The 18,669-nt window shown below is 55.5% G+C and carries 23 protein-coding genes, 1 other RNA gene and 1 pseudogene; 13 read left to right on the top strand and 12 right to left on the bottom strand.

The genetic code is table 11. The features are described from left to right. Positions 1 to 20 precede the first annotated feature (20 nt). The 3 genes from HF675_RS05930 to grcA all read right to left on the bottom strand — a co-directional run bounded on the left by HF675_RS05930 (position 21) and on the right by grcA (position 2,279). The gene (locus HF675_RS05930; protein WP_105232231.1) at positions 21 to 770 is read right to left on the bottom strand and encodes an ankyrin repeat domain-containing protein; all 750 of its coding nucleotides are present in this window, start codon (positions 768 to 770) and stop codon (positions 21 to 23) included. Next, a complete protein-coding gene (locus HF675_RS05925; RefSeq protein WP_187044240.1) occupies positions 763 to 1,725 on the bottom strand; it encodes a phospholipase in 963 nt (320 codons plus the stop codon). The genes HF675_RS05930 and HF675_RS05925 overlap by 8 nt, the downstream gene beginning before the upstream one ends. 170 nt (positions 1,726 to 1,895) lie before the next feature. Further along, positions 1,896 to 2,279, bottom strand: a complete 384-nt coding sequence (gene grcA / locus HF675_RS05920; RefSeq protein WP_105232233.1) for an autonomous glycyl radical cofactor GrcA — start codon at positions 2,277 to 2,279, stop codon at positions 1,896 to 1,898. A 354-nt stretch (positions 2,280 to 2,633) separates the two neighbouring features. On the opposite strand from grcA, the gene ung reads away from it, so the two are divergent. Further along, positions 2,634 to 3,317, top strand: a complete 684-nt coding sequence (gene ung, locus HF675_RS05915) for a uracil-DNA glycosylase (protein ID WP_111736600.1) — start codon at positions 2,634 to 2,636, stop codon at positions 3,315 to 3,317. A 64-nt stretch (positions 3,318 to 3,381) separates the two neighbouring features. Here ung and grpE read toward each other — a convergent pair whose 3' ends face one another. Then, positions 3,382 to 3,954 carry a nucleotide exchange factor GrpE gene (grpE, locus tag HF675_RS05910; RefSeq protein ID WP_105232235.1) on the bottom strand — a complete coding sequence of 191 codons (573 nt, stop codon included), beginning with the start codon at positions 3,952 to 3,954 and terminating at the stop codon, positions 3,382 to 3,384. Between the two features lie 124 nt (positions 3,955 to 4,078). Here grpE and nadK point away from each other — a divergent pair, with 124 nt between their 5' ends. The 3 genes from nadK to bamE all read left to right on the top strand — a co-directional run bounded on the left by nadK (position 4,079) and on the right by bamE (position 7,283). Then, entirely contained in the window at positions 4,079 to 4,957 is an 879-nt protein-coding gene (gene nadK / locus HF675_RS05905; RefSeq protein ID WP_105232236.1) for an NAD(+) kinase, read from the top strand. Positions 4,958 to 5,043: 86 nt separating this feature from the next. Beyond that, a complete protein-coding gene (gene recN, locus HF675_RS05900) occupies positions 5,044 to 6,705 on the top strand; it encodes a DNA repair protein RecN (RefSeq protein WP_187044239.1) in 1,662 nt (553 codons plus the stop codon). 236 nt (positions 6,706 to 6,941) lie between these two features. Continuing rightward, a complete protein-coding gene (gene bamE, locus HF675_RS05895; protein ID WP_105232237.1) occupies positions 6,942 to 7,283 on the top strand; it encodes an outer membrane protein assembly factor BamE in 342 nt (113 codons plus the stop codon). 105 nt (positions 7,284 to 7,388) lie between these two features. Here bamE and HF675_RS05890 read toward each other — a convergent pair whose 3' ends face one another. Together HF675_RS05890 and HF675_RS05885 are read right to left on the bottom strand one after the other, a co-directional pair. Next, the gene (locus tag HF675_RS05890; protein ID WP_105232238.1) at positions 7,389 to 7,673 is read right to left on the bottom strand and encodes an RnfH family protein; all 285 of its coding nucleotides are present in this window, start codon (positions 7,671 to 7,673) and stop codon (positions 7,389 to 7,391) included. Beyond that, positions 7,666 to 8,100 (bottom strand): type II toxin-antitoxin system RatA family toxin, encoded by a 435-nt coding sequence (locus HF675_RS05885; protein WP_015673472.1) that lies wholly within the window; start codon positions 8,098 to 8,100, stop codon positions 7,666 to 7,668. The genes HF675_RS05890 and HF675_RS05885 overlap by 8 nt, the downstream gene beginning before the upstream one ends. A 162-nt stretch (positions 8,101 to 8,262) precedes the next feature. On the opposite strand from HF675_RS05885, the gene smpB reads away from it, so the two are divergent. After that, positions 8,263 to 8,745: an SsrA-binding protein SmpB gene (smpB, locus tag HF675_RS05880; protein ID WP_015673473.1), complete on the top strand. Its 483-nt coding sequence runs from the start codon at positions 8,263 to 8,265 to the stop codon at positions 8,743 to 8,745. 50 nt (positions 8,746 to 8,795) lie between these two features. Next, positions 8,796 to 9,159: a transfer-messenger RNA gene (ssrA, locus tag HF675_RS05875) on the top strand. Between the two features lie 308 nt (positions 9,160 to 9,467). Here the strand turns inward: ssrA and HF675_RS05870 are convergent. Then, positions 9,468 to 9,875, bottom strand: coding sequence for a DUF1493 family protein (locus HF675_RS05870; protein ID WP_105233488.1), 408 nt, complete (start codon positions 9,873 to 9,875; stop codon positions 9,468 to 9,470). 270 nt (positions 9,876 to 10,145) lie between these two features. Beyond that, complete coding sequence (locus HF675_RS05865; RefSeq protein WP_187044238.1) at positions 10,146 to 11,363, bottom strand: MFS transporter; 1,218 nt, start codon at positions 11,361 to 11,363, stop codon at positions 10,146 to 10,148. Between the two features lie 170 nt (positions 11,364 to 11,533). Here HF675_RS05865 and HF675_RS05860 point away from each other — a divergent pair, with 170 nt between their 5' ends. After that, on the top strand, positions 11,534 to 12,268 hold the full coding sequence (locus HF675_RS05860) for a 2-phosphosulfolactate phosphatase (protein WP_187044237.1): 735 nt from the start codon (positions 11,534 to 11,536) through the stop codon (positions 12,266 to 12,268). Positions 12,269 to 12,398: 130 nt separating this feature from the next. Here the strand turns inward: HF675_RS05860 and HF675_RS05855 are convergent, their stop codons facing one another. Continuing rightward, positions 12,399 to 13,325, bottom strand: coding sequence for an alpha/beta hydrolase (locus HF675_RS05855; RefSeq protein WP_187044236.1), 927 nt, complete (start codon positions 13,323 to 13,325; stop codon positions 12,399 to 12,401). A 170-nt stretch (positions 13,326 to 13,495) separates the two neighbouring features. Here HF675_RS05855 and HF675_RS05850 point away from each other — a divergent pair, with 170 nt between their 5' ends. The 3 genes from HF675_RS05850 to HF675_RS05840 all read left to right on the top strand — a co-directional run bounded on the left by HF675_RS05850 (position 13,496) and on the right by HF675_RS05840 (position 15,287). After that, on the top strand, positions 13,496 to 14,230 hold the full coding sequence (locus HF675_RS05850) for a bifunctional 2-polyprenyl-6-hydroxyphenol methylase/3-demethylubiquinol 3-O-methyltransferase UbiG (RefSeq protein WP_187044235.1): 735 nt from the start codon (positions 13,496 to 13,498) through the stop codon (positions 14,228 to 14,230). Positions 14,231 to 14,426: 196 nt separating this feature from the next. Beyond that, positions 14,427 to 14,840 carry a DoxX family protein gene (locus HF675_RS05845; RefSeq protein ID WP_160030236.1) on the top strand — a complete coding sequence of 138 codons (414 nt, stop codon included), beginning with the start codon at positions 14,427 to 14,429 and terminating at the stop codon, positions 14,838 to 14,840. A gap of 60 nt (positions 14,841 to 14,900) precedes the next feature. Then, positions 14,901 to 15,287, top strand: a complete 387-nt coding sequence (locus tag HF675_RS05840) for a VOC family protein (protein WP_187044234.1) — start codon at positions 14,901 to 14,903, stop codon at positions 15,285 to 15,287. Between the two features lie 10 nt (positions 15,288 to 15,297). Here the strand turns inward: HF675_RS05840 and smrA are convergent, their stop codons facing one another. Then, positions 15,298 to 15,870 (bottom strand): DNA endonuclease SmrA, encoded by a 573-nt coding sequence (gene smrA / locus HF675_RS05835; RefSeq protein WP_187044233.1) that lies wholly within the window; start codon positions 15,868 to 15,870, stop codon positions 15,298 to 15,300. A gap of 212 nt (positions 15,871 to 16,082) precedes the next feature. Between smrA and HF675_RS05830 the strand changes: the two genes are divergently transcribed. Together HF675_RS05830 and HF675_RS05825 are read left to right on the top strand one after the other, a co-directional pair. Next, positions 16,083 to 16,454: an MbeD/MobD family mobilization/exclusion protein gene (locus HF675_RS05830; RefSeq protein ID WP_111736586.1), complete on the top strand. Its 372-nt coding sequence runs from the start codon at positions 16,083 to 16,085 to the stop codon at positions 16,452 to 16,454. A 54-nt stretch (positions 16,455 to 16,508) separates the two neighbouring features. Then, positions 16,509 to 16,955 carry a DUF1198 family protein gene (locus HF675_RS05825; RefSeq protein WP_105232249.1) on the top strand — a complete coding sequence of 149 codons (447 nt, stop codon included), beginning with the start codon at positions 16,509 to 16,511 and terminating at the stop codon, positions 16,953 to 16,955. 32 nt (positions 16,956 to 16,987) lie between these two features. On the opposite strand, the gene HF675_RS05820 is transcribed toward HF675_RS05825, so the two are convergent. Together HF675_RS05820 and asr are read right to left on the bottom strand one after the other, a co-directional pair. After that, the gene (locus tag HF675_RS05820; RefSeq protein ID WP_105232250.1) at positions 16,988 to 17,326 is read right to left on the bottom strand and encodes a DUF2002 family protein; all 339 of its coding nucleotides are present in this window, start codon (positions 17,324 to 17,326) and stop codon (positions 16,988 to 16,990) included. A 418-nt stretch (positions 17,327 to 17,744) separates the two neighbouring features. Next, positions 17,745 to 18,053: an acid resistance repetitive basic protein Asr gene (asr, locus tag HF675_RS05815; protein WP_105232251.1), complete on the bottom strand. Its 309-nt coding sequence runs from the start codon at positions 18,051 to 18,053 to the stop codon at positions 17,745 to 17,747. Positions 18,054 to 18,238: 185 nt separating this feature from the next. Between asr and HF675_RS23925 the strand changes: the two are divergent. After that, a pseudogene (locus HF675_RS23925) lies at positions 18,239 to 18,313 on the top strand (hypothetical protein); the annotation flags it as partial. Positions 18,314 to 18,669: the final 356 nt, after the last annotated feature.

Below are 18,669 nucleotides of genomic sequence, written 5' to 3'. Positions count from 1 at the left end.
CCGGCGGTTTTTTTATCTCCTCACAATACGCGATAACGCGCCGCCAGCCGGTGCGCCTGCAGCCAATCATCCAGCTGCTGACGCGCCTGACGCATGGCTTCATTCTGCAGATGCCGCGGCGTCTGGGCGAAATAAGCCTGAAATGTCATCCCCTGCCGGTTAACCGCCGCAGCATCCGCGCCGTTTTGCAACAGCATCAACGCCACCTGCGGCGCGTTGATTCTGGCGGCAATATGCAGCGGCGTATCACCGACGCGATCGGCCAGACGGCTGTCGGCAGCCGCATCCAGCAGTTGGCGCACCTGCGTCGGACGGCCGGCCAGCACCGCAGCGGCCAGCGGCGTCGCGCCGCTGACGGCGTTACGCACATCAACCACCGGCTGCCGCGCCAGCAGCTGTGTCAGATAGCCGGCATCCTCCACCATCGCCGCAATATGCAGCGCGCTGTTGCCGTCCATGCCGGTTTCCGTCACGTCGGCGCCGGCATCCAGCAGCGCCTGTACGCTGCCAGGCTGCTGGCGTAAAATCGCCCACTGCAACAGCGTTATACCCTGCTCGCCGCGCTCACCAAGCGCCTCCGGCGTCGCCAGTGCCGCGATACGGGCCGTATCACCAGTGGCAACCGCCAGCGCCAGCGGCTGGCAGCTCTGGCCGTTAAACGGCGTCGTTTGCTGATTCATCTGCAGTTCCTCGGCCTTTCCCGACAACGCCAATACTGCTAACGGTATCAATAACATCAGCAATATTGGCCAGCGTAATCTGTCAGGCATCGGCCTTTGTCTCCCACGGTTTCTGTTCCATCATTGAGCTAATCACCTTATCAATACCATGCGCGGCAAGACTGCGCTCCAGATGCTTGCTCGGCCGCCAGTCGTCAATACCATTTAGCGTATCATTATTTTCCAAAATGATTTGATGGCCGATGGCATTCGGGATCAGCGACGTCGACTCCTGCGTCGACGTCAGCATGTCATATTGCTCGCTGTAGCGGCGAATACCGCCGGCTTCCGCATCCTGTCTGGCTGCGGCCGGATCGATACCAAAGCGATTCAGGGTGTGATCGGACACTCCGGCAGCGTTGAAGGTGACCGCCAGCGTACCGGTGGCCAATGCGGCGGTAGCCGCCAGACCGCCCCCCAGTGAGTGCCCGCTAATTACCAGTTGCTCGCCAAACGCCGCCTTGGCGCTTTTCGCTACTGACACTGCCTGATTGTACTGTACGTCATCGTATCCCGTCGCCTGACGCACATTGCTTAACCAGTCCCGCCAGTCGTTGGTGCCGGCAAAGGCCAGTACATATTGCTGCCCGTCATGGTAAATGCCCGCCTGAAAACCCGATGCCGTATCATGCAGGCTTGCAGGCTCAATACCGGCGCTCAGCAATGCCGCATCGCTCAGGCGGCTGAAATTTTCTACGCCCTTTCCGTCCAGGCTGTAAACGTCCTTAGCCAGCAGCGCCAGGGTGTAGTCCCCCTGTTGCGGCACTTGCCCGCGCATCAGATCGGTTTTGGCCGACGAGGCGACAGCGGCGACATCATTGACCAACGAATGCAGCAGTTGCTGCGTTTGCCGGTTCTGTGACGACGTTGATGGATGCGCCGCCGTGGGCAACCGTTCGCCAGCGACAGGCTCTGCCGGAATGGGCGGCTCCGTGCGCCGTTCGGGAACCACAGGCAAAGATACGGCAGGTAACGCCGCCGAAGTAAAACTTAAAGACATGCTCATGCCGACTCCTTGTCGATAGTTCAGTCATCGCACTGATAACCAGCGCCAGGTTAGCTATCGGCAGGTCGGAGCAGTTCTGTAATACCAGAGTGTGATCCCGGTCTAAATTTTGATTGCCGGGCATAAAAAAGGGGAGCCAAGGCTCCCCCGATAAGTCAACCGCCTGACAATTACAGGCTTTCGGTAAAGGTACGTGTAATCACGTCACGCTGCTGTTCCGGCGTCAGTGAGTTAAAGCGCACCGCATAGCCGGAAACGCGGATGGTCAGCTGCGGGTATTTTTCCGGATGCTTCACGGCGTCTTCCAGCGTTTCACGACGCAGTACGTTGACGTTCAGATGCTGACCGCCTTCAACACGCACGGTCGGCTGCATTTCCATCGGCACTTCACGATACTCGATGGTGCCCAGCTCGCTGACCGGCACGATTTGGTCTTCAGCATAATCGGCTTTGGCGCACACGCAACGTGCTTCTGATTTTTCGTTATCCAGCAGCCAGAAAGAGTTCACCAGCGCCTGATTGTTTGCTTTGGTAATTTGAATACCGGTAATCATGTTGTTGCCTCCGTACAAGGGCGAAAAAACTTATTTCATTGATAACCCGAACAAGGTTTAGGTCATTTGGTAAAACCATTTATTGTTCTGTATACCAGCCCGACCCCGGTAATTCTTTGATTAAGGTCAATTTCCAACCAAAGCCCACGCGCTACAAAACGGCAAATTTCTGTTTTATATCAATATTTACCCAATCGGTACTGGCAATTATTTTTGTAAATTTTCAACAAAACCTGCAAAGACCATCTGCGCCGCCGCTGAGTGACAGGGAATGTTAAATGCGGGTTTCGCTCCGTAAAGCTAAACGGTAAGCTATGCCCGATGAATGATTAACGAAAACAAAGGAGAGCGTTAATGTCCACTCCCCTCACCTGGCATGACGTTATTGGCAAGGAGAAAGAGCAACCCTATTTTGTCGACACGCTCGCCTTTGTTGCCAATGAGCGTCAGGCCGGCAAAACCATTTACCCGCCGCAGAAAGACGTGTTTAACGCTTTTCGCTTTACCGAACTGGCCGACGTCAAGGTGGTGATCCTCGGTCAGGATCCCTACCACGGCCCGAATCAGGCGCATGGCCTTTCATTTTCCGTGCTTCCCGGCGTGCCGGCGCCGCCGTCGCTGGTGAATATGTATAAAGAACTGGCAACGGATATTCCGGGCTTCGAGCGCCCCGATCACGGTTGCCTGCAAAGCTGGGCGGAACAGGGCGTACTACTGCTCAACACCGTATTGACGGTGGAGAGAGGAAACGCGCACTCGCATGCCAATCTGGGCTGGGAAACCTTTACCGATAAGGTCATCGCCGCGCTGAATGAAAACCGCGAAGGCGTGGTGTTCCTGCTGTGGGGCTCACACGCGCAGAAGAAAGGCAATTTTATCGACCGTCAGCGTCATCACGTGCTGAAAGCGCCGCATCCGTCGCCGCTTTCCGCCCATCGCGGCTTCTTTGGCTGCCGGCACTTCTCGCAAGCCAACCAACTGCTGGAACAGCAGGGGCTAACGCCGATCGACTGGATGCCGCATTTACCGCAGCAATAAGCCAGACGGCAAAAAGGCACCCGAGGGTGCCTTTTCTTTATCTATTGCATCATACAGGCAACGATTATTTGGAAACTGCCACCATCGCCGGGCGCAACAGACGACCGTTCAGCGTATAGCCTTTCTGCATCACCATCATCACCTGGTTCGGTTCATGATCGGCAGACTCCATCAGGCTCATCGCCTGGTGCACATCCGGATTGAACGGCACATTCACGTCGCCGACAATTTCGATACCGTATTTACGCACCACGTCCAGCAAGGATTTCAGCGTCAGTTCGATACCTTCGACCATCGCCGCCAGCTCTGGATTATTACGGTCCGCCAGCTCCAGCCCGCGCTCCAGGTTGTCGATTACCGGCAGCAGATCGGAAGAGAATTTCTCCAGGGCGAATTTATGCGCCTTTTCAATATCCTGCTCGGTACGACGACGAATATTTTCGACTTCAGCCTTGGCGCGCAGCTGGCTTTCGCGTTCGCGCTGCTGAGCGTCCGCCAGTTGGGCTTCCAGCTCGGCAATACGTGCGTCACGCAGATCGACACCTTCTGCTGCTTCCTGCTGCACGTCCTCGTGCTGAGCGTGTTCCATTTCTTCCGAGACTTGCTCGTTTGGCGTCTTGTGTTCTTTACTACTCATGAATATCTCCGCGTTTTAGCATTAATCCCGCAACTTGGCTTATTATGGGGATCAAAACCGGGGTTTCAAGTCAACCGGTCACAATGTAAGACATAATCTGGCTCCGGTGAGGGAAAACGCAACAATGAATAAAAAATTTAACTGCATTGGCATTGTTGGCCACCCGCGTCACCCGTCGGCGCTGGCAACGCACGAGATGCTGTTCCACTGGCTGGTCGCCCGCGGCTACAACGTGATGGTTGAACGACAAATCGCCAAGGATCTGGGGCTGAAAGAAGCGGTAACCGGCAGCCTGGCGGAAATCGGCCAGCAGGCCGACCTGGCGGTGGTGGTCGGCGGCGACGGCAACATGCTCGGCGCGGCGCGGGTGCTGGCGCGTTACGAGATTAAAGTCATCGGCGTCAACCGCGGCAATCTCGGCTTCCTCACCGATCTGGACCCGGACAATGCCCTGCAGCAGTTGGCCGACGTGCTGGAAGGCGAATACATCAACGAGCAGCGCTTTCTGCTGGAGGCGATCGTCCAGCGTGAGCAGCAGCCATACCGCATCAGCACCGCCATCAATGAAGTGGTGCTGCACCCCGGCAAAGTGGCGCACATGATCGAGTTCGAAGTCTATATCGATGACCGCTTTGCTTTTTCCCAGCGCTCCGACGGCCTGATTATCGCCACGCCGACCGGTTCTACCGCCTATTCACTGTCCGCCGGCGGCCCGATACTGACGCCGTCGCTGGAAGCCATCGCGCTGGTGCCGATGTTCCCGCATACCCTCTCCGCCCGCCCGCTGGTCATTAACGGCGACAGCACCATTCGGCTGAAGTTTTCTCACGTCAGCAGCGATCTGGAAATCAGTTGCGACAGCCAGATCGCCCTGCCTATCCAGGAGGGGGAAGAGGTGCTCATTCGTCGTAGTGATTTCCACCTGAATCTTATTCATCCAAAGGATTACAGCTATTTCAATACGTTAAGCACCAAACTCGGCTGGTCTAAAAAATTGTTCTAAAATCTTGCTCAGCTACTTTACTGTATATAAAACCAGTTTATACTGTATGAAATTACAGTTATGTGTTTATACACAGGAAGGTTCCCATGCTGTCGCAATTAACCATCAGCAATTTTGCTATCGTTCGTGAGTTGGAGATCGACTTTCAACCGGGTATGACGGCGATTACCGGTGAAACCGGCGCCGGTAAGTCGATTGCGATTGATGCCCTGGGCCTGTGTCTCGGCAGCCGTGCCGACGGCAATGCGGTCCGGCTGGGCGCCTCCCGCGCCGACCTGTGCGCACGCTTTTCCCTGGCCGACACCCCTTCCGCCCGCGAGTGGCTGGAGCAAAATCATCTGGACGACGGCAACGAATGCCTGTTGCGCCGGGTGATTGGCGCCGATGGCCGCTCACGCGGCTTTATCAACGGCACCTCCGTGCCCCTGTCGCAGCTGCGCGAGCTGGGCCAACGTCTGATCCAAATTCACGGCCAGCACGCACATCAGCTGCTGCTGAAACCGGAACACCAAAAATCACTGCTGGACGCCTACGCCGGCGAAGCGGAACTGATGACGGAGATGCGCCAGGCCTATCAGCGCTGGCACCAAAGCTGCCGTGAGCTGGCGCACCATCAGCAGCAATCCATCGAACGCGAAGCGCGTAAACAACTGCTGCAGTACCAGTTGAAAGAGCTGAACGAGTTCGCGCCGCAAAGCGGCGAGTTTGAGCAGATTGATACGGAATACAAACGCCTGGCCAACAGCGGCCAGTTGCTGACGCTCAGCCAGCAGGCGCTGCAGCTGTTGGCCGATAGCGACGAACACAACATGCTGAGCCAGCTGCACAGCGTCAAACACCTGCTGCTGGAGCTTATCGGCATGGATGACAAACTTGCCGGCCTGCTGGATATGCTGGAAGAGGCGTCGATTCAAATCAGCGAGGCCGGCGACGAACTGCGCCACTATGCCGAACGCATGGATCTCGACCCCAACCGCCTGTATGAACTGGAGCAGCGCATTTCACGCCAGATAGCGCTGGCGCGCAAACATCATGTCACGCCGGAAGAGCTGCCGACCCTGCATCAGCAGTTGCTGGAAGAGCAGGAACTGCTGGCCCAGTATGAAAGCGACCACCAACAGCTGAACGAAGCGGTTACCCAACACCATCAGCAGGCGATGGCGCTGGCGGAGCGCCTACACCAACAGCGCCGGCACTATGCCGCCGAACTCACCCAGTTGATCACCGACAGCATGCATGCGCTGTCAATGCCGCACGGCCAGTTCAGCATCGACGTACATTTCGAACCTGAACATCTGGGCGCCGAGGGCGCAAGCCGCGTTGAGTTCTGCGTTTCCACCAACCCCGGCCAGCCGCTGCAGCCGCTGGCGAAGGTCGCTTCCGGCGGCGAGCTGTCGCGTATTGCGCTGGCGATTCAGGTGATTACCGCGCGTAAGATGGAAACGCCGGCGCTGATTTTCGATGAGGTAGACGTCGGCATCAGCGGCCCAACCGCCGCCATCGTCGGTCGCCTGCTGCGCCAACTCGGCGAGTCCACCCAGGTGATGTGCGTTACCCACCTGCCGCAGGTGGCCGGCTGCGGACATCAGCACTTCTTCGTCAGCAAACAGACCGACGGCACAGCGACAGAGACGCAGATGTCGCCGCTGGGTAAACGCGCACGCCTGCAAGAACTGGCGCGCCTGCTGGGCGGCAGCGAAGTCACACGGAATACGCTGGCTAACGCAAAAGAGCTGCTGGCGGCGTAAAAAACTCAACTTTTTCATATTCTCGCGGTCTGAATGTAGCGCTGTAAACCTGAACGATTTCAACTTGCTGCATACCGACCGCCCGACAGGCCTGAGGGGCGGCGATGCCCCGCCCTGCCGAGTCAAAATGCACGGCTATCGCCGCAGCCGCTTGAAAGTTGAAGGGTATAAAGGTTTCCAACTGCCGCAAGGTCTATTATCATCGGCATCCTATGCCCTAAAGGAATATGATTACTATGCGCTGTAAAATGCTGACTGCTGCCGCTGTGGTTCTTGTGATGCTGACTGCAGGCTGCTCGACTTTCGAAAAAATCGTTTATCGCCCTGATATCAATCAGGGGAACTACCTGACAGCCGCCGACGTGGGCAAAATCCACAAAGGTATGACCCAGCAGCAGGTCGCCTACACTCTGGGTACGCCAATGCTGCAAGACCCGTTTGGCACGCAGACCTGGTACTACGTGTTCCGCCAACAGCCTGGCCACGAGAAGATCACCCAGCAGACGCTGACGCTGACCTTCGATAGCGCCGGCGTATTGACGGATATCCAGAATAAACCGGCGCTGACCGGCAAGTAATTACGGGCCGCCCGCCGGCCCATACAAGAGTCGGTTAATCTTGTATGACAGTCACAGGCTGCAACTCGGCAGGTGAGGTTCAAAAAATAAGGCGCTGATAGCGCCTTATTTTTTTGCTTTCTCCGCGCGTTGCCGACGCAGTTCTTTCGGGTCGGCAATCAGCGGCCGGTAAATCTCCACCCGGTCGCCATCATTCAGCACATCGCCCGGCTTGGCCGGACGGCTATAGATGCCGACCTTGTTGGTCGCTAAATCGATATCCTTACGGAGTTCCAGCAGTCCGGAGGCTATAACCGCCTGTTCGACCGTACTGCCTGCCGCCAGCTTAACCTGGCGCAGATACTGACGTTCCGGCAGCGCATAAACCACCTCTACGCGTATCTCAGACACTGTAAACCTCTTTGGCGCGCTGGGTAAAAGCCTGCACCATATTGCTGGCCAGCTCTTTAAACACCTTACCGAACGCCAGTTCGATCAGTTTGTTGGTGAACTCAAAGTCCAGATGCAGTTCAACCTTGCAGGCCTCCGGGCTGAGCGGCGTAAACTGCCAGCCGCCCATCAGCTTGCGGAACGGGCCATCAACCAGTTGCATGTTGATACGATGGTTATCCTGCAGTGTATTACGCGTTGTAAAAGTTTTGCTGATACCGGCTTTGGCTACGTCCACGGCGGCGGTCATCTCACTGTCCGTCGCATTCAGTACCCGACTGCCGGTGCAGCCCGGTAAAAACTCGGGATAGGCGTGAACATCGTTAACCAACTGGTACATCTGCGCAGCGCTAAACGGCACCAGCGCAGATCGACTAATCTGGGGCATATCATTTCCTGAGCAACATAAATCGAACAGATAATAACATTTATCTGGCGTCAGACAAAAAATCTGCTACGCGGGCAGACGCCCGCTAACGCAAAAAAATTGCGCAGACGTTGAACGCTAAAGGATTTCTTTCGCTGTGGCATCCAGTATAATGAGCACCTTATGAAAAAGAAAAAAGCATACAAACCCGGCTCAGCCACCATTGCGCAGAACAAACGCGCCCGCTACGAGTACTTCATCGAAGAAGAGCTCGAGGCTGGCCTGTCTCTGCAAGGGTGGGAAGTAAAATCGCTGCGTGCTGGCAAAGCCAATATCAGTGACAGCTACGTGATGTTCCGTGACGGTGAAGCCTATCTGTTCGGCGCCACCATCACGCCACTGAACGTGGCTTCATCACATGTGGTATGCGACCCAACGCGCTCCCGTAAACTGCTGCTGAAAAAACGCGAGCTGGACTCGCTGCTTGGCCGCGTCAACCGTGACGGTTACACCGTCGTCGCCCTTTCCATGTACTGGAAAAACGCCTGGAGCAAGTTGAAGATCGGCGTTGCCAAGGGTAAAAAAGAGCACGACAAGCGCGATAACATCAAAGATCGCGAATGGCAGACGGCGAAAGCCCGTATCATGAAGAACGCAAATCGTTAAGCCGCTGGCATAGCAGCGTAAACTTCTGATATACTGCCTGACAGTTACTTGGGGCTGATTCTGGATTCGACGGGATTTGCGAAGCCCAAGGAGCATGCCGAGGGGCGGTTGGCCTCGTAAAAAGCCGCAAAAAAATAGTCGCAAACGACGAAAACTACGCTTTAGCAGCTTAATAACCTGCTCAGAGCCCTCTCTCCCTAGCCTCCGCTCTTAGGACGGGGATCAAGAGAGGTCAAACCCAAAAGAGATCGCGTGGATGTCCTGCCTGGGGCTGAAGCGTTAAATCCAATCAGGCTAGTTTGTCAGTAGCGTGTCCATCCGCAGCTGGCCGGCGAATGTAAAGATTGGACTAAGCATGTAGTGCCGACGGTGTAGTAATTTCGGACGGGGGTTCAAATCCCCCCAGCTCCACCAAATAGGTCGCCGGTGATACCAGATAGACCCGGTGATAATGACAAAAAAGCCCGCAAGCTCAGCCTGCGGGCTTTTTTGTGTCCTCAATCGCAAGATCATCCGTTCGGATGTCGAGAAAAGTGCGTGTAATCCCCAGACACCTAACATAATGAAGGCCAATCACGCATGCCAACGATGGAAGCATCCAACCATAAAAGTCATACTCTGGAAAAAGATAGATAGCCATTCTATTTTTAATTTGAAACTCGGGCATGGCAATGAGTAACTCAAAGCTATTATAAAGATAAAACTAGCCAAAGTGATAAATGTTAATACTCTGTACTCGATGTAGTAGATCCGCTATTTTTTCTATGAGCAGCAACCAGTGCATCATGTAACGCCCCTACTGTCAGATCGCGGATGATAGGACGAGGCTTATTACGCAGCCAACCTATCAACCGTCCAATACAAAGCGGATCAAACCCTTCGGAATGGAAAAGATATTCGTTCTCCCCCAGCGAGAATGTAGTCCGGTAACCGTCTTCATCCGTATGCAGGACTATTCCAAACCTCTGTGCGACCTCCTCCAAAAGCTCCGCACCATCATCGCCGGTAATGCCTAGATCTTCTTCAAGATAAGTCTGCGCAGTGATAGAAGCACGGCGACTCCCTGTAAAATCACGTACAAAGTCGATAAGCTGAGAAAGAGTAGGATAGCAATATTCAGTGTTAGTCATGATAAAGTTACACACCAAGCTTAATTATATTAACGATTAAACCAATAATATCAAAACGCTTCACAAAGCCAATTCTATCGAAAAAACGTCTGGAATGATAAAATAGGTAAATATATCACCAATAACACCCCCCTATTTCAATAGTAGTACACCTAACATATCGAGCCACAACAGTTTTATTTTCCATGCATTAACTCTTCAACGCCGTAGCACCCACAATAATTAATGCCTCCAACATTATTCCGGATAAACCACAGCGCCCTTCTCTTTTTATTCACCAGCCGGCTTTTCCTCCAACTCCGGCGCCGCACGCAGTCGCTTCAACAGCATAAACAGGAAAAGCGGCTGAATCACCGTCAGGGCCATCGTCAGCCAGGCCAGCTGGTCGACATTGCCCAACCGCCCATCCACGTTGGTTAATATCATTGAAGATACGACCGCCGCCAGGCCGCTGAAGATATGCTGGCAAACGCTTTGTAAGGACATAAAGCCCGCTCTTTCCCAGGGCTCGGGCACCTGGCTGTTTACCGCCGCCACGGCAATAGTGCGCGTCGCGGTCACCGCCATAAACAGCGTGAAAATCACGATCGGCGTCATCGATGGCGTATGTAAGAAGCCATCCCACACCACCAGCAGGATCAACAGCCCCATTATCAGCGTCATGCGCATGGCCCCCAGCTTATCAATCAGGCGACCGCCAAACTGCATCGCCAACAGGCTAAAAATACCGCCAGTCACGTAGTAATAGCTCATGTCGCTGCGCGGTACGCTCAGGTTGAATTGGAAATAGGTCGCCACGTTAGGCACGATCAGGAACGTGCTGAAAATCGCCAGCCCGATCGCCGCAAAGGCGTTCAACACCACCGGACGCCTCAGCATTTTGACAAAGGAAAACGACGGCTGTTGCTGCTGCAGATGCGCCGTCATCGTCGGCAATTTTGCGTACACCGCCACCAAGACACACATGCCCAAAGCGCTGACGATATAAAAAGGCGCGCTCCACCCGTAGCGCATCGCCAGTTCCAGCCCCAACGGAACGCCGGCAATTGCCGCCAGTGAAAAAGCGCCCATCACGATAGCCATCGCCCGGCCACGCTGCTGTTGTGGCACCGCATCGGCTACGATGGCCAAAGCTATCGACGTAGCCGGGCCGGCGCAAACTCCTGCCAACAGGCGAGTGATAAACAAACTTTCCATATTCCAGGCCAGCGTGCATGCCCAGGTCGCCGCCGACAGCCCTAATAACGCCACCAGCGCGACAGACTTACGATCGAACCGGTCAATAAACTTCGCACATAACAGCGAGGAAAGTGCCGCCGCCAGCGTATAACCCCCGCCCAGATAGCCGATATAGGTGGGTGAAATCCCCAGCTCTCGCGAAAGATCCGGCCCCAGCGGCATCACCATCATAAAGTCCAGCGCATTGACCAGTTGAATTAGCGCCGCCAGCCAGACGATACGCATTTCCGGCGTACTTACCTTGCTCATCCTTTAAACTCCAACATTAATGGCAATCCCTACGCCGGATCTGCTGATATTTTCATCTAAAAATAAGCGACAGTTCCAGCACAAACATCTGACAAAGGATCAATAGTAGTTCACTTCTTATATTTGGATATTTCGCTACGCTATATAAATTCAGTCAGAAGGACACCGCTATGGTTTGGTATGCGCAAGAACGGTTCTCCGTCCGTCTTGAGTGGGGGATAGAGGCTGTCGAACAACTTGGCCAGACGGCAGATTGCATCATCATCGTTGACGTGATGTCATTTTCAACCTGTATAAGCCTTGCGGTGGATAACGGCGCCAGGGTTTATCCCTATCCCTGGAAAGACGAGTCGGCAATCGCCTATGGCAATGAGAAAGGGGCAATCGTTGCAAGTACTGAGCGCCGCCTCAAAAGCAACGGCTATTCCTTATCCCCTTGTTCGCTCAAAGACATCGAACAAGGCGCCAGGCTCGTTCTCCCCTCGCCCAATGGCTCGGCAATCTCTTTTCGCGCCAAGGATAGCGATGCAGCCGTCTTCAGCGGTTGCTTCAGAAACATGGCGGCAACCGCCAGAGCCTGCCGCCATTTTAAGCGCATCCTGGTCATACCCTGCAGTGAACGGTGGCCAAATGGCACGCTGCGCCCTGCGGTTGAAGATTTGGTCGCCGCCGGCGGCATTATTTCTTATCTGGCGGAAAAAACATGGTCCCCGGAAGCCAGGGCTACCGCGTCAGCATATCGTCAAAACAGCCCGTATGGTCTATCAGACCTGGGTGAATGCACCTCGGCGCTGGAACTGGCAGAAAGGGGCTTTGCTGAAGATGTGGCGCTTTGTCTGAACGTTAACGTCAGCAAACTGGCATGCCGTTTAAGTCAGGAAGCTTATATCGCCCAATGCGAATAACCGGCATAAACCCCGGCTGAATCACTTGCGGCATCACTACATATCAACGCTCTAGCAAATGCTAAATTCAGTATCAAACCTAATACTATAAATATGGAGAACACTTAAAATTATTCTCCCTGCTTCCGGATCACTGCCCGGAGGCTATCCCTTCCAACGCCGGCGCAATAGCGGCATCCAGCATCGCCCCGTGGCTTAATGCCGGCCATTGGCGATAGCTGGCCCGCAACCCCGGCAGTGTGTCCAGACGCTGCGACAGCTGACGCGCGACATCGGCCGGCTGCGACGTACGCTCCCCTGGATGCGGCTGCGCCTCAGGGGCCTGTTGCCCCACCCACAGCTGCAGACGGGCGTTCAATACCGGCGACTGGCGGACAAACGCCTGCGCTTCCTTAAGAATTTGCCCTTTGCCCCACCACAGCGAAGGCTCCACCGCAATATAGTGCTGGAACAACTGCGGACGCTGGAACAGCGTATGCAGCACAAACAGCGCGCCGTATGAATGCCCCCACAGCGTCTGACGCTGCGGATCCACGGTGACGCGCGCCGCCACCTGCGGTTTGATGCGCTGCTCTAGCAGCGTCGCAAACGCATCGGCACCGCCGCTGCGCCAGCGGCCCATCTGCACCGGGTGGCCACGCTGCCCGGCAGGCAACGCCGGCGTATAATCATAGGCGCGCCCGGCTGCATCAATACGCAGATCGTTATCATAAGACAGCATCACCAACAGCGGCGGATGCGGCGCCTGCGCCAGACGCTGCAGTAGCCCGGCATTAAGCTGCATCAACACGGCGTTGCCATCCAGAAAATAAATCACCGGATACCCCGCCGCCGGGGCGGCCTGTTTCGGCTTGGCGATGCGAATGCGGTAGTGGCGTTCACCATCCGCCGAGGCCAGACGAAAGTCGCTGAAGGCATAGTCAGCCGTCCCGCGCTCCGCCACCGTAACGCCAATCCGGCGATCCAAATCCGGCCGGGCGCTGGCGGGCGCCGTTGCGCACACGCTCACCAGCAGTACAAATAAAACCCTATAAAAACGGTGGTAAAACAACGGCATAAACCATCCTGTCTGTAGGTGAAACGTCATAGTGTCGCAACAGATGTTATATAAATTTCAGCCGGGTAGCGCAATCGCCCCGTGACCGTCCCCGCTGGAAATCAATCATGCGTCCGCCTACTATGACGAATGAGTGATTTACCACCACCACATCTGACACCGGAGATTCCATGTCACAAAATATCTACGACAACCAACGCTTCTTTGACGGTTACGCGCAGCTCAGCCGCTCGCAACACGGCCTGGACGGTGCACCGGAGTGGGCCAGCATCCGTGAAATACTGCCGGCTCTACAGGGGAAAAACGTCATCGATCTGGGCTGCGGCTACGGCTGGTTCTGCCGCTACGCCCGTGAGCAAGGGGCCGCCGAAGTGCTGGGGATCGATCTGTCGCAAAAGATGCTCGAGAAAGCGCAATCCATGACCAATGACGCCGGTATCCGCTATCAGCAGCAGGATCTGGAAACGGCACAGCTGCCGGCGGCGTCTGCCGATCTGGTTTACAGCTCGCTGACGCTGCATTACATCGTTGACCTGCCAGCGCTGTTCAGCCGCGTCTTTCAGGCGCTGCGCCCCGGCGGCCGGTTTATTTTCACCGCAGAGCACCCCATTTACACCGCGCCGCAGCGGCAGGGCTGGCTGATCGCCGAGGACGGAAAAAAATCATGGCCGGTCAACGGCTACCAGCGTGAAGGAGAGCGTATTTCCAACTGGCTGGCGGAAGGGGTGATCAAACAGCATCGCATGCTGGGCAGTTACCTGAATATGCTGGTGCAGCAAGGCTTCATCATCAATTATTTGAATGAATGGGGGCCTTCAGCACAGCAAATCCGCGACAACCCGGCGCTGGATGAAGAAAAAGAGCGTCCGATGATTTTCATCCTGTCTGCGCAGAAGGCGCGCTAATTCCCCCGCTTTTTTCCTCCTGCCCTTCATTCAATATTGCCATTTTCGGGGAGGCCGCCTCCCCCGCAGCGCCTGCGCGCCATAATTCCGCCTATGCCAACGTTCAGGCCGCACCATACCTCGAATAACGGTAAACATGGTCTACGCTTTAAGCAGCAACACAACATAACGTTTATCAGTGGCTAAGGAGTTAGCAATGGGTGATAGTTCAAAAGACGGCGTTATTCTGCTGGCCAGAATATTGCTGATGATCCTGTTTATCATTTTCGGCTGGATGAAACTGACCAACTTTGGCGCAACCGTCACCTCCATGGAAGGTTACGGCGCCCCGATGCCCTATCTGGCGGCGATTATCGCCGTGGTGGTGGAGTTTTTGTTTGGCATCGCGCTGATTGTCGGGATCTTTACCCGCCCCATCGCGCTGCTTTTCGCCCTGTACGTGCTGGGCACCGCCTTTATCGGCCATCCGTTCTGGCACATGACCGGAGCGGAAATGATGGGCAACGAGATTAACTTCTTTAAAAACGTCAGTATTATCGGCGGGTTGTTGCTGCTGGCGGTCACCGGCGCCGGGCGTTACTCGCTGGACCATAAACTGTTCGATAAATAACCCACGCGGCCGATTAGCGCATTCTGCGCCATCGGCCGCCCTGCACGACGGCGGATAGCCATGAAAATAGAACGGCTGGACCACCTGGTGTTAACGGTGGCGGACATTGAACGCAGCTGCCAGTTTTATCAGCAGGTGCTGGGGTTTGACATCATCACCTTTCGCGGCGACCGCAAGGCGCTGCGCTTCGGCCAGCAAAAAATCAATCTGCACCGGCAGGGGCATGAGTTTGAACCAAAAGCGCACCGCCCCACGCCCGGCTCGGCCGACCTGTGTTTTATCACCTCGACCCCGCTTGAGCAGGTGTTCGAAGAACTGGACGACCTCGGCGTCATCATTGAGGAGGGGCCGGTGGAGCGCACCGGCGCGATTGGTCCTCTCCTCTCGCTGTATCTGCGCGATCCGGATAATAACCTGCTGGAAATCGCCAATCTGCTGTCCGCCTGAGCGCGCGACGTTAACGGCTGCGCTTGGCGTGACGCTCGAAATTATCCGCTTTGGCCGCCGCAGATTTACGCAGCGTCACATAGCAGGCCCCCTCGCCGCCGTCACGCGGCAGCGCGCGGCAAAATGCCTGCACCTGCTCCAGCTGTGCCAGCCACTTGGCGACATAGCTGCGCACAATATTGGCATGGCTTTCATCATCACGCCCGCGGCCATGTACGATCAGCAGCGAGCGCAGGTTCTCCTTTTCCGCCAGCGTGATAAACCGGTACAGCTCCTGCCGGCAGGTCTCCACCGGCCGCCTCAGCAGGTGCAGGCTGGCCTGCGGGGCGTAGCGTCCGCTGCGCAGCTTATCCAGTACGCCCTGCTGAATCCCTTCCCGTTTGTATTCGAGCGGCGTATCGCCGGGAATAATCGTCAAAAAATCGCTGCTGAGTGGGTTTTCCTCTGACTGTGCCAGCGCGTCGCGCCGGGCGCGCTTATCGACCTGGGACTGCGGTTGCAGATACAGCGTTTGCTGCTGCCCGGATAACGGGATGACGTCCGCCATCGCCTGCTCAAAAAAGCCTTTATCTTCGTTGCTCATCTCGCTGCCACTCACGTAAGGGTTGATACCGGAAACGACCTGGGGCTCCTTGTACTGCGGGGAATTTCGTTGATTGTAAGACCCTGCGGCCAGGTTGCAAGTTCCGGATGCGCACCGGGAGTTTGTCTGCTTTTGTTCGCAACGGGTGAGCTTACGCGCGCTTTTCGTTATACTGCAGACAGACTACTGAGTGCCGCAAAGGGAAGAAGACCATGACTATGCGCGAGCTGGAAATCCAGTTTCAAAATGCAATGAATGAGTTGCAGGCCAGCTTCGAAAAGCAGCACCGCGAATGGCAACAAAGCTATGACGCTCTGCAACAACAGCTGGAAGAATCCAAACAGCGTGAGATGGCGCTGCTGGAGGAGGCCAAACGGCGTGAGGCCGCGCTGCATGCGCAAAATGAGCAACTAGCGCGCAAACTGAGCACCGCCACTTCCGTTCCGCAACAGCATGCGCTGGTAAAACAGATAAAAATGCTGGGTGCGCATCTGGACGCGCTGGCAAAAGACGCCGCCACGTTCAACCACCATCTGCAAAACCAGCAGCAGACCGCAGGGAACTTCAGCGGCGAGCAGCACTGAAACGGCAGGCGCCAGCCCGGCGCCCCAGACCATCACTGAGTAGAAAATAGCGCCATGACGTGGATTATCATCGCTGTTCTGATCGTCGTATTTATCGCCGGCTATCGGATCCTGACGTCCGATACCCGCAAGGCCGTTGACTCGCTGGCCCAGTGGCTGCGGGTCAAGCCCATGCTGATTGAGTCAATGATGCAGGAAATGGGTGGCCGCAACAGCCAGGCGTTTATTCGCATGCTGAATAACGGCTATACCGAAGAGATGCACCGGGCCGCCTACCTGCTGTTTATCTATGTCGCCTTTATCAAGGAGGCAGACGACACCCAGCTCGCCCAATGGCGCGATATGCTGATTCGCGCCGGCCTGTCGCCGGAACTGAATGCGGAATACACCGAATCCGCCCTGTTCTACTTTGCCGAATTGGATCTGGACGCGTTTGAACTGGCGCAGTTCCGTCGCGCCTATAATGCGCGTTTTAATCTGGATGCGGTAGCCAACGGCTGAGTACCGGCACGGCGCAACGAGCCGCGTTGGGGTTACAGAAACATGCTGTAAAGGTAGCGGCTCAGCGCTTCACGCGAGCTGAAACCGTGGGGAATACCGTAACGCTGGCCCGGACTGTCGCCGCTGACGTCCAGCGGGAATTCAAGGTATTGTTCGCTGACGCGTATCGGCGAAGCCGGCGTGGCGAAATAGCGGCTGCGCTCTTTTAACTCAGGATGAATCACCAGCGCGGTTCTGCCCATCCGGGCTTCCCGGTTCACGTACACATAGTGCTCGCCCTTGCGGTAACCATACGCCTGGTCGGTCATCGAGTCACACTTAAAGCCAGTACTCTCCAATACCTTAGCCACTTCATCCGGCCGTAAATACATCGCTTTCTCCTCTCATTCCAAACTGCCGTGCGACCTTACCGGAATCATTGGCCGAAACAATAATTTTCCGCCGTCAGCACGGGGGTTTCAGACTATTCTTGAGGCACGGTTTATGGCGGGATAGCGTTGCATTCTGCAGAACCAAACGCGCGGTTTGAGGCACAGCGAAGGGGAAAATGGCGTTACGTTTGAAAGGGAAATCAGGCGTCGACGGGCGGCACGCGGGTTACAAAAAACGGTTCAGAAACAGCCACCAGGCGACCAACAGGCCGCACAAGGCAATCACGCTGCAGATCAGCGCCAACAGGTAGCGATTTATCATGACAGGCGGCCCTAAAAAAACACCCGGGGGAACCGGGTGTTGGCATCAGACGCCATAAGCCAGGCGCTTGACGCGTGGCTTATGGCGATCGCTTAATCAAGCGGCTTTCTTGCCTGCTTTTTTGTGATGCTTTTTCGCCGCCTGCGCTTTTTGCGCCGGGGCTTTTTTAGCGTGTTTTTTCGCTTTGGCGGCCTGAGCTTTCTGCTCTGCGGCTTTTTTATGGGCTTTTTTGTGATGCGTTTTCTTATGGCTGGTTTTTGCCGGCGCTTTTGTCGCCGCGGCAGCCGGTGAGCTGGTGGTTGCCGCCGGTGCAGCTGCTGCCGGCGCAGCCGCAGTTTCAGCCGCGAAGGCCACGGAAGACAGACCCATCGTTGCCGCAACAGCCAGAGCTAATAATTTTTTCATCATTACATTCCTCAGTATGTTCTTCGGTAAGCCCCTGCGGGCCGTTGCAGCAGATACTAGAAGAAGCGCCGTCGCCTTTCCGTGAGTGATTGGTTTCCTTGAGTAACCAAATGTACAACCCCACAGGTGCTGACTCTCACACGTGCCGACGCGCGGCCGAAAAATGGTCTACACTGTAAAGATGTGCTGATGAATATGTGCATGACAGACCTTGGCAGAACGTGGGTATCGCACCCGACGCGCTGCCGGACCGGCGTTAACACCCCTTGCAGTCATAAAGATAAAACAGATGTGCGTCTGGCCCGCGGGAAACCGCGGGCCGCTTACTTTTATCCCCCATACCGTCGCCAGACCGACCAAAACCTCTCCTGATTGACTCTCCTGCTTAGCGGCATAAAAAAATTTTCCGCCGCCGATCCAGCCCCGGTGCGGCTTCGCACAAAAATAGGATAAAACACTATATATAGAGCGGTTGATAAACCTAAGATCAATATATAGTATCTTAAGCATCAGCCGCAGGGACAACGCGTGGGTTGATAACGTCGTCAGAAATGCCGCATCAGGTTCTGGTTTCTGACTTTACCGCCTTTCCTTCAAACCAAAAGGTAAATGCGAA

Origin of the sequence: Serratia sp. JUb9 (assembly GCF_014298095.1) — a bacterium.
GTDB lineage: Bacteria > Pseudomonadota > Gammaproteobacteria > Enterobacterales > Enterobacteriaceae > Serratia_B > Serratia_B rhizosphaerae.
The sequence above is the reverse complement of the archived record's forward strand: the minus strand, read 5'-3'. Positions and strand labels throughout refer to the sequence as shown.

Bases quoted from the DNA above. Each gene is read 5' to 3' on its own strand.
- HF675_RS05930 (WP_105232231.1), bottom strand. From the start codon at position 770: ATGCCTGACAGATTACGCTGGCCAATATTGCTGATGTTATTGATACCG.
- HF675_RS05925 (WP_187044240.1), bottom strand. From the start codon at position 1,725: ATGAGCATGTCTTTAAGTTTTACTTCGGCGGCGTTACCTGCCGTATCT.
- grcA (WP_105232233.1), bottom strand. From the start codon at position 2,279: ATGATTACCGGTATTCAAATTACCAAAGCAAACAATCAGGCGCTGGTG.
- ung (WP_111736600.1), top strand. From the start codon at position 2,634: ATGTCCACTCCCCTCACCTGGCATGACGTTATTGGCAAGGAGAAAGAG.
- grpE (WP_105232235.1), bottom strand. From the start codon at position 3,954: ATGAGTAGTAAAGAACACAAGACGCCAAACGAGCAAGTCTCGGAAGAA.
- nadK (WP_105232236.1), top strand. From the start codon at position 4,079: ATGAATAAAAAATTTAACTGCATTGGCATTGTTGGCCACCCGCGTCAC.
- recN (WP_187044239.1), top strand. From the start codon at position 5,044: ATGCTGTCGCAATTAACCATCAGCAATTTTGCTATCGTTCGTGAGTTG.
- bamE (WP_105232237.1), top strand. From the start codon at position 6,942: ATGCGCTGTAAAATGCTGACTGCTGCCGCTGTGGTTCTTGTGATGCTG.
- HF675_RS05885 (WP_015673472.1), bottom strand. From the start codon at position 8,100: ATGCCCCAGATTAGTCGATCTGCGCTGGTGCCGTTTAGCGCTGCGCAG.
- smpB (WP_015673473.1), top strand. From the start codon at position 8,263: ATGAAAAAGAAAAAAGCATACAAACCCGGCTCAGCCACCATTGCGCAG.
- HF675_RS05870 (WP_105233488.1), bottom strand. From the start codon at position 9,875: ATGACTAACACTGAATATTGCTATCCTACTCTTTCTCAGCTTATCGAC.
- HF675_RS05865 (WP_187044238.1), bottom strand. From the start codon at position 11,363: ATGAGCAAGGTAAGTACGCCGGAAATGCGTATCGTCTGGCTGGCGGCG.
- HF675_RS05860 (WP_187044237.1), top strand. From the start codon at position 11,534: ATGGTTTGGTATGCGCAAGAACGGTTCTCCGTCCGTCTTGAGTGGGGG.
- HF675_RS05855 (WP_187044236.1), bottom strand. From the start codon at position 13,325: ATGCCGTTGTTTTACCACCGTTTTTATAGGGTTTTATTTGTACTGCTG.
- HF675_RS05850 (WP_187044235.1), top strand. From the start codon at position 13,496: ATGTCACAAAATATCTACGACAACCAACGCTTCTTTGACGGTTACGCG.
- HF675_RS05845 (WP_160030236.1), top strand. From the start codon at position 14,427: ATGGGTGATAGTTCAAAAGACGGCGTTATTCTGCTGGCCAGAATATTG.
- HF675_RS05840 (WP_187044234.1), top strand. From the start codon at position 14,901: ATGAAAATAGAACGGCTGGACCACCTGGTGTTAACGGTGGCGGACATT.
- smrA (WP_187044233.1), bottom strand. From the start codon at position 15,870: ATGAGCAACGAAGATAAAGGCTTTTTTGAGCAGGCGATGGCGGACGTC.
- HF675_RS05830 (WP_111736586.1), top strand. From the start codon at position 16,083: ATGACTATGCGCGAGCTGGAAATCCAGTTTCAAAATGCAATGAATGAG.
- HF675_RS05825 (WP_105232249.1), top strand. From the start codon at position 16,509: ATGACGTGGATTATCATCGCTGTTCTGATCGTCGTATTTATCGCCGGC.
- HF675_RS05820 (WP_105232250.1), bottom strand. From the start codon at position 17,326: ATGTATTTACGGCCGGATGAAGTGGCTAAGGTATTGGAGAGTACTGGC.
- asr (WP_105232251.1), bottom strand. From the start codon at position 18,053: ATGAAAAAATTATTAGCTCTGGCTGTTGCGGCAACGATGGGTCTGTCT.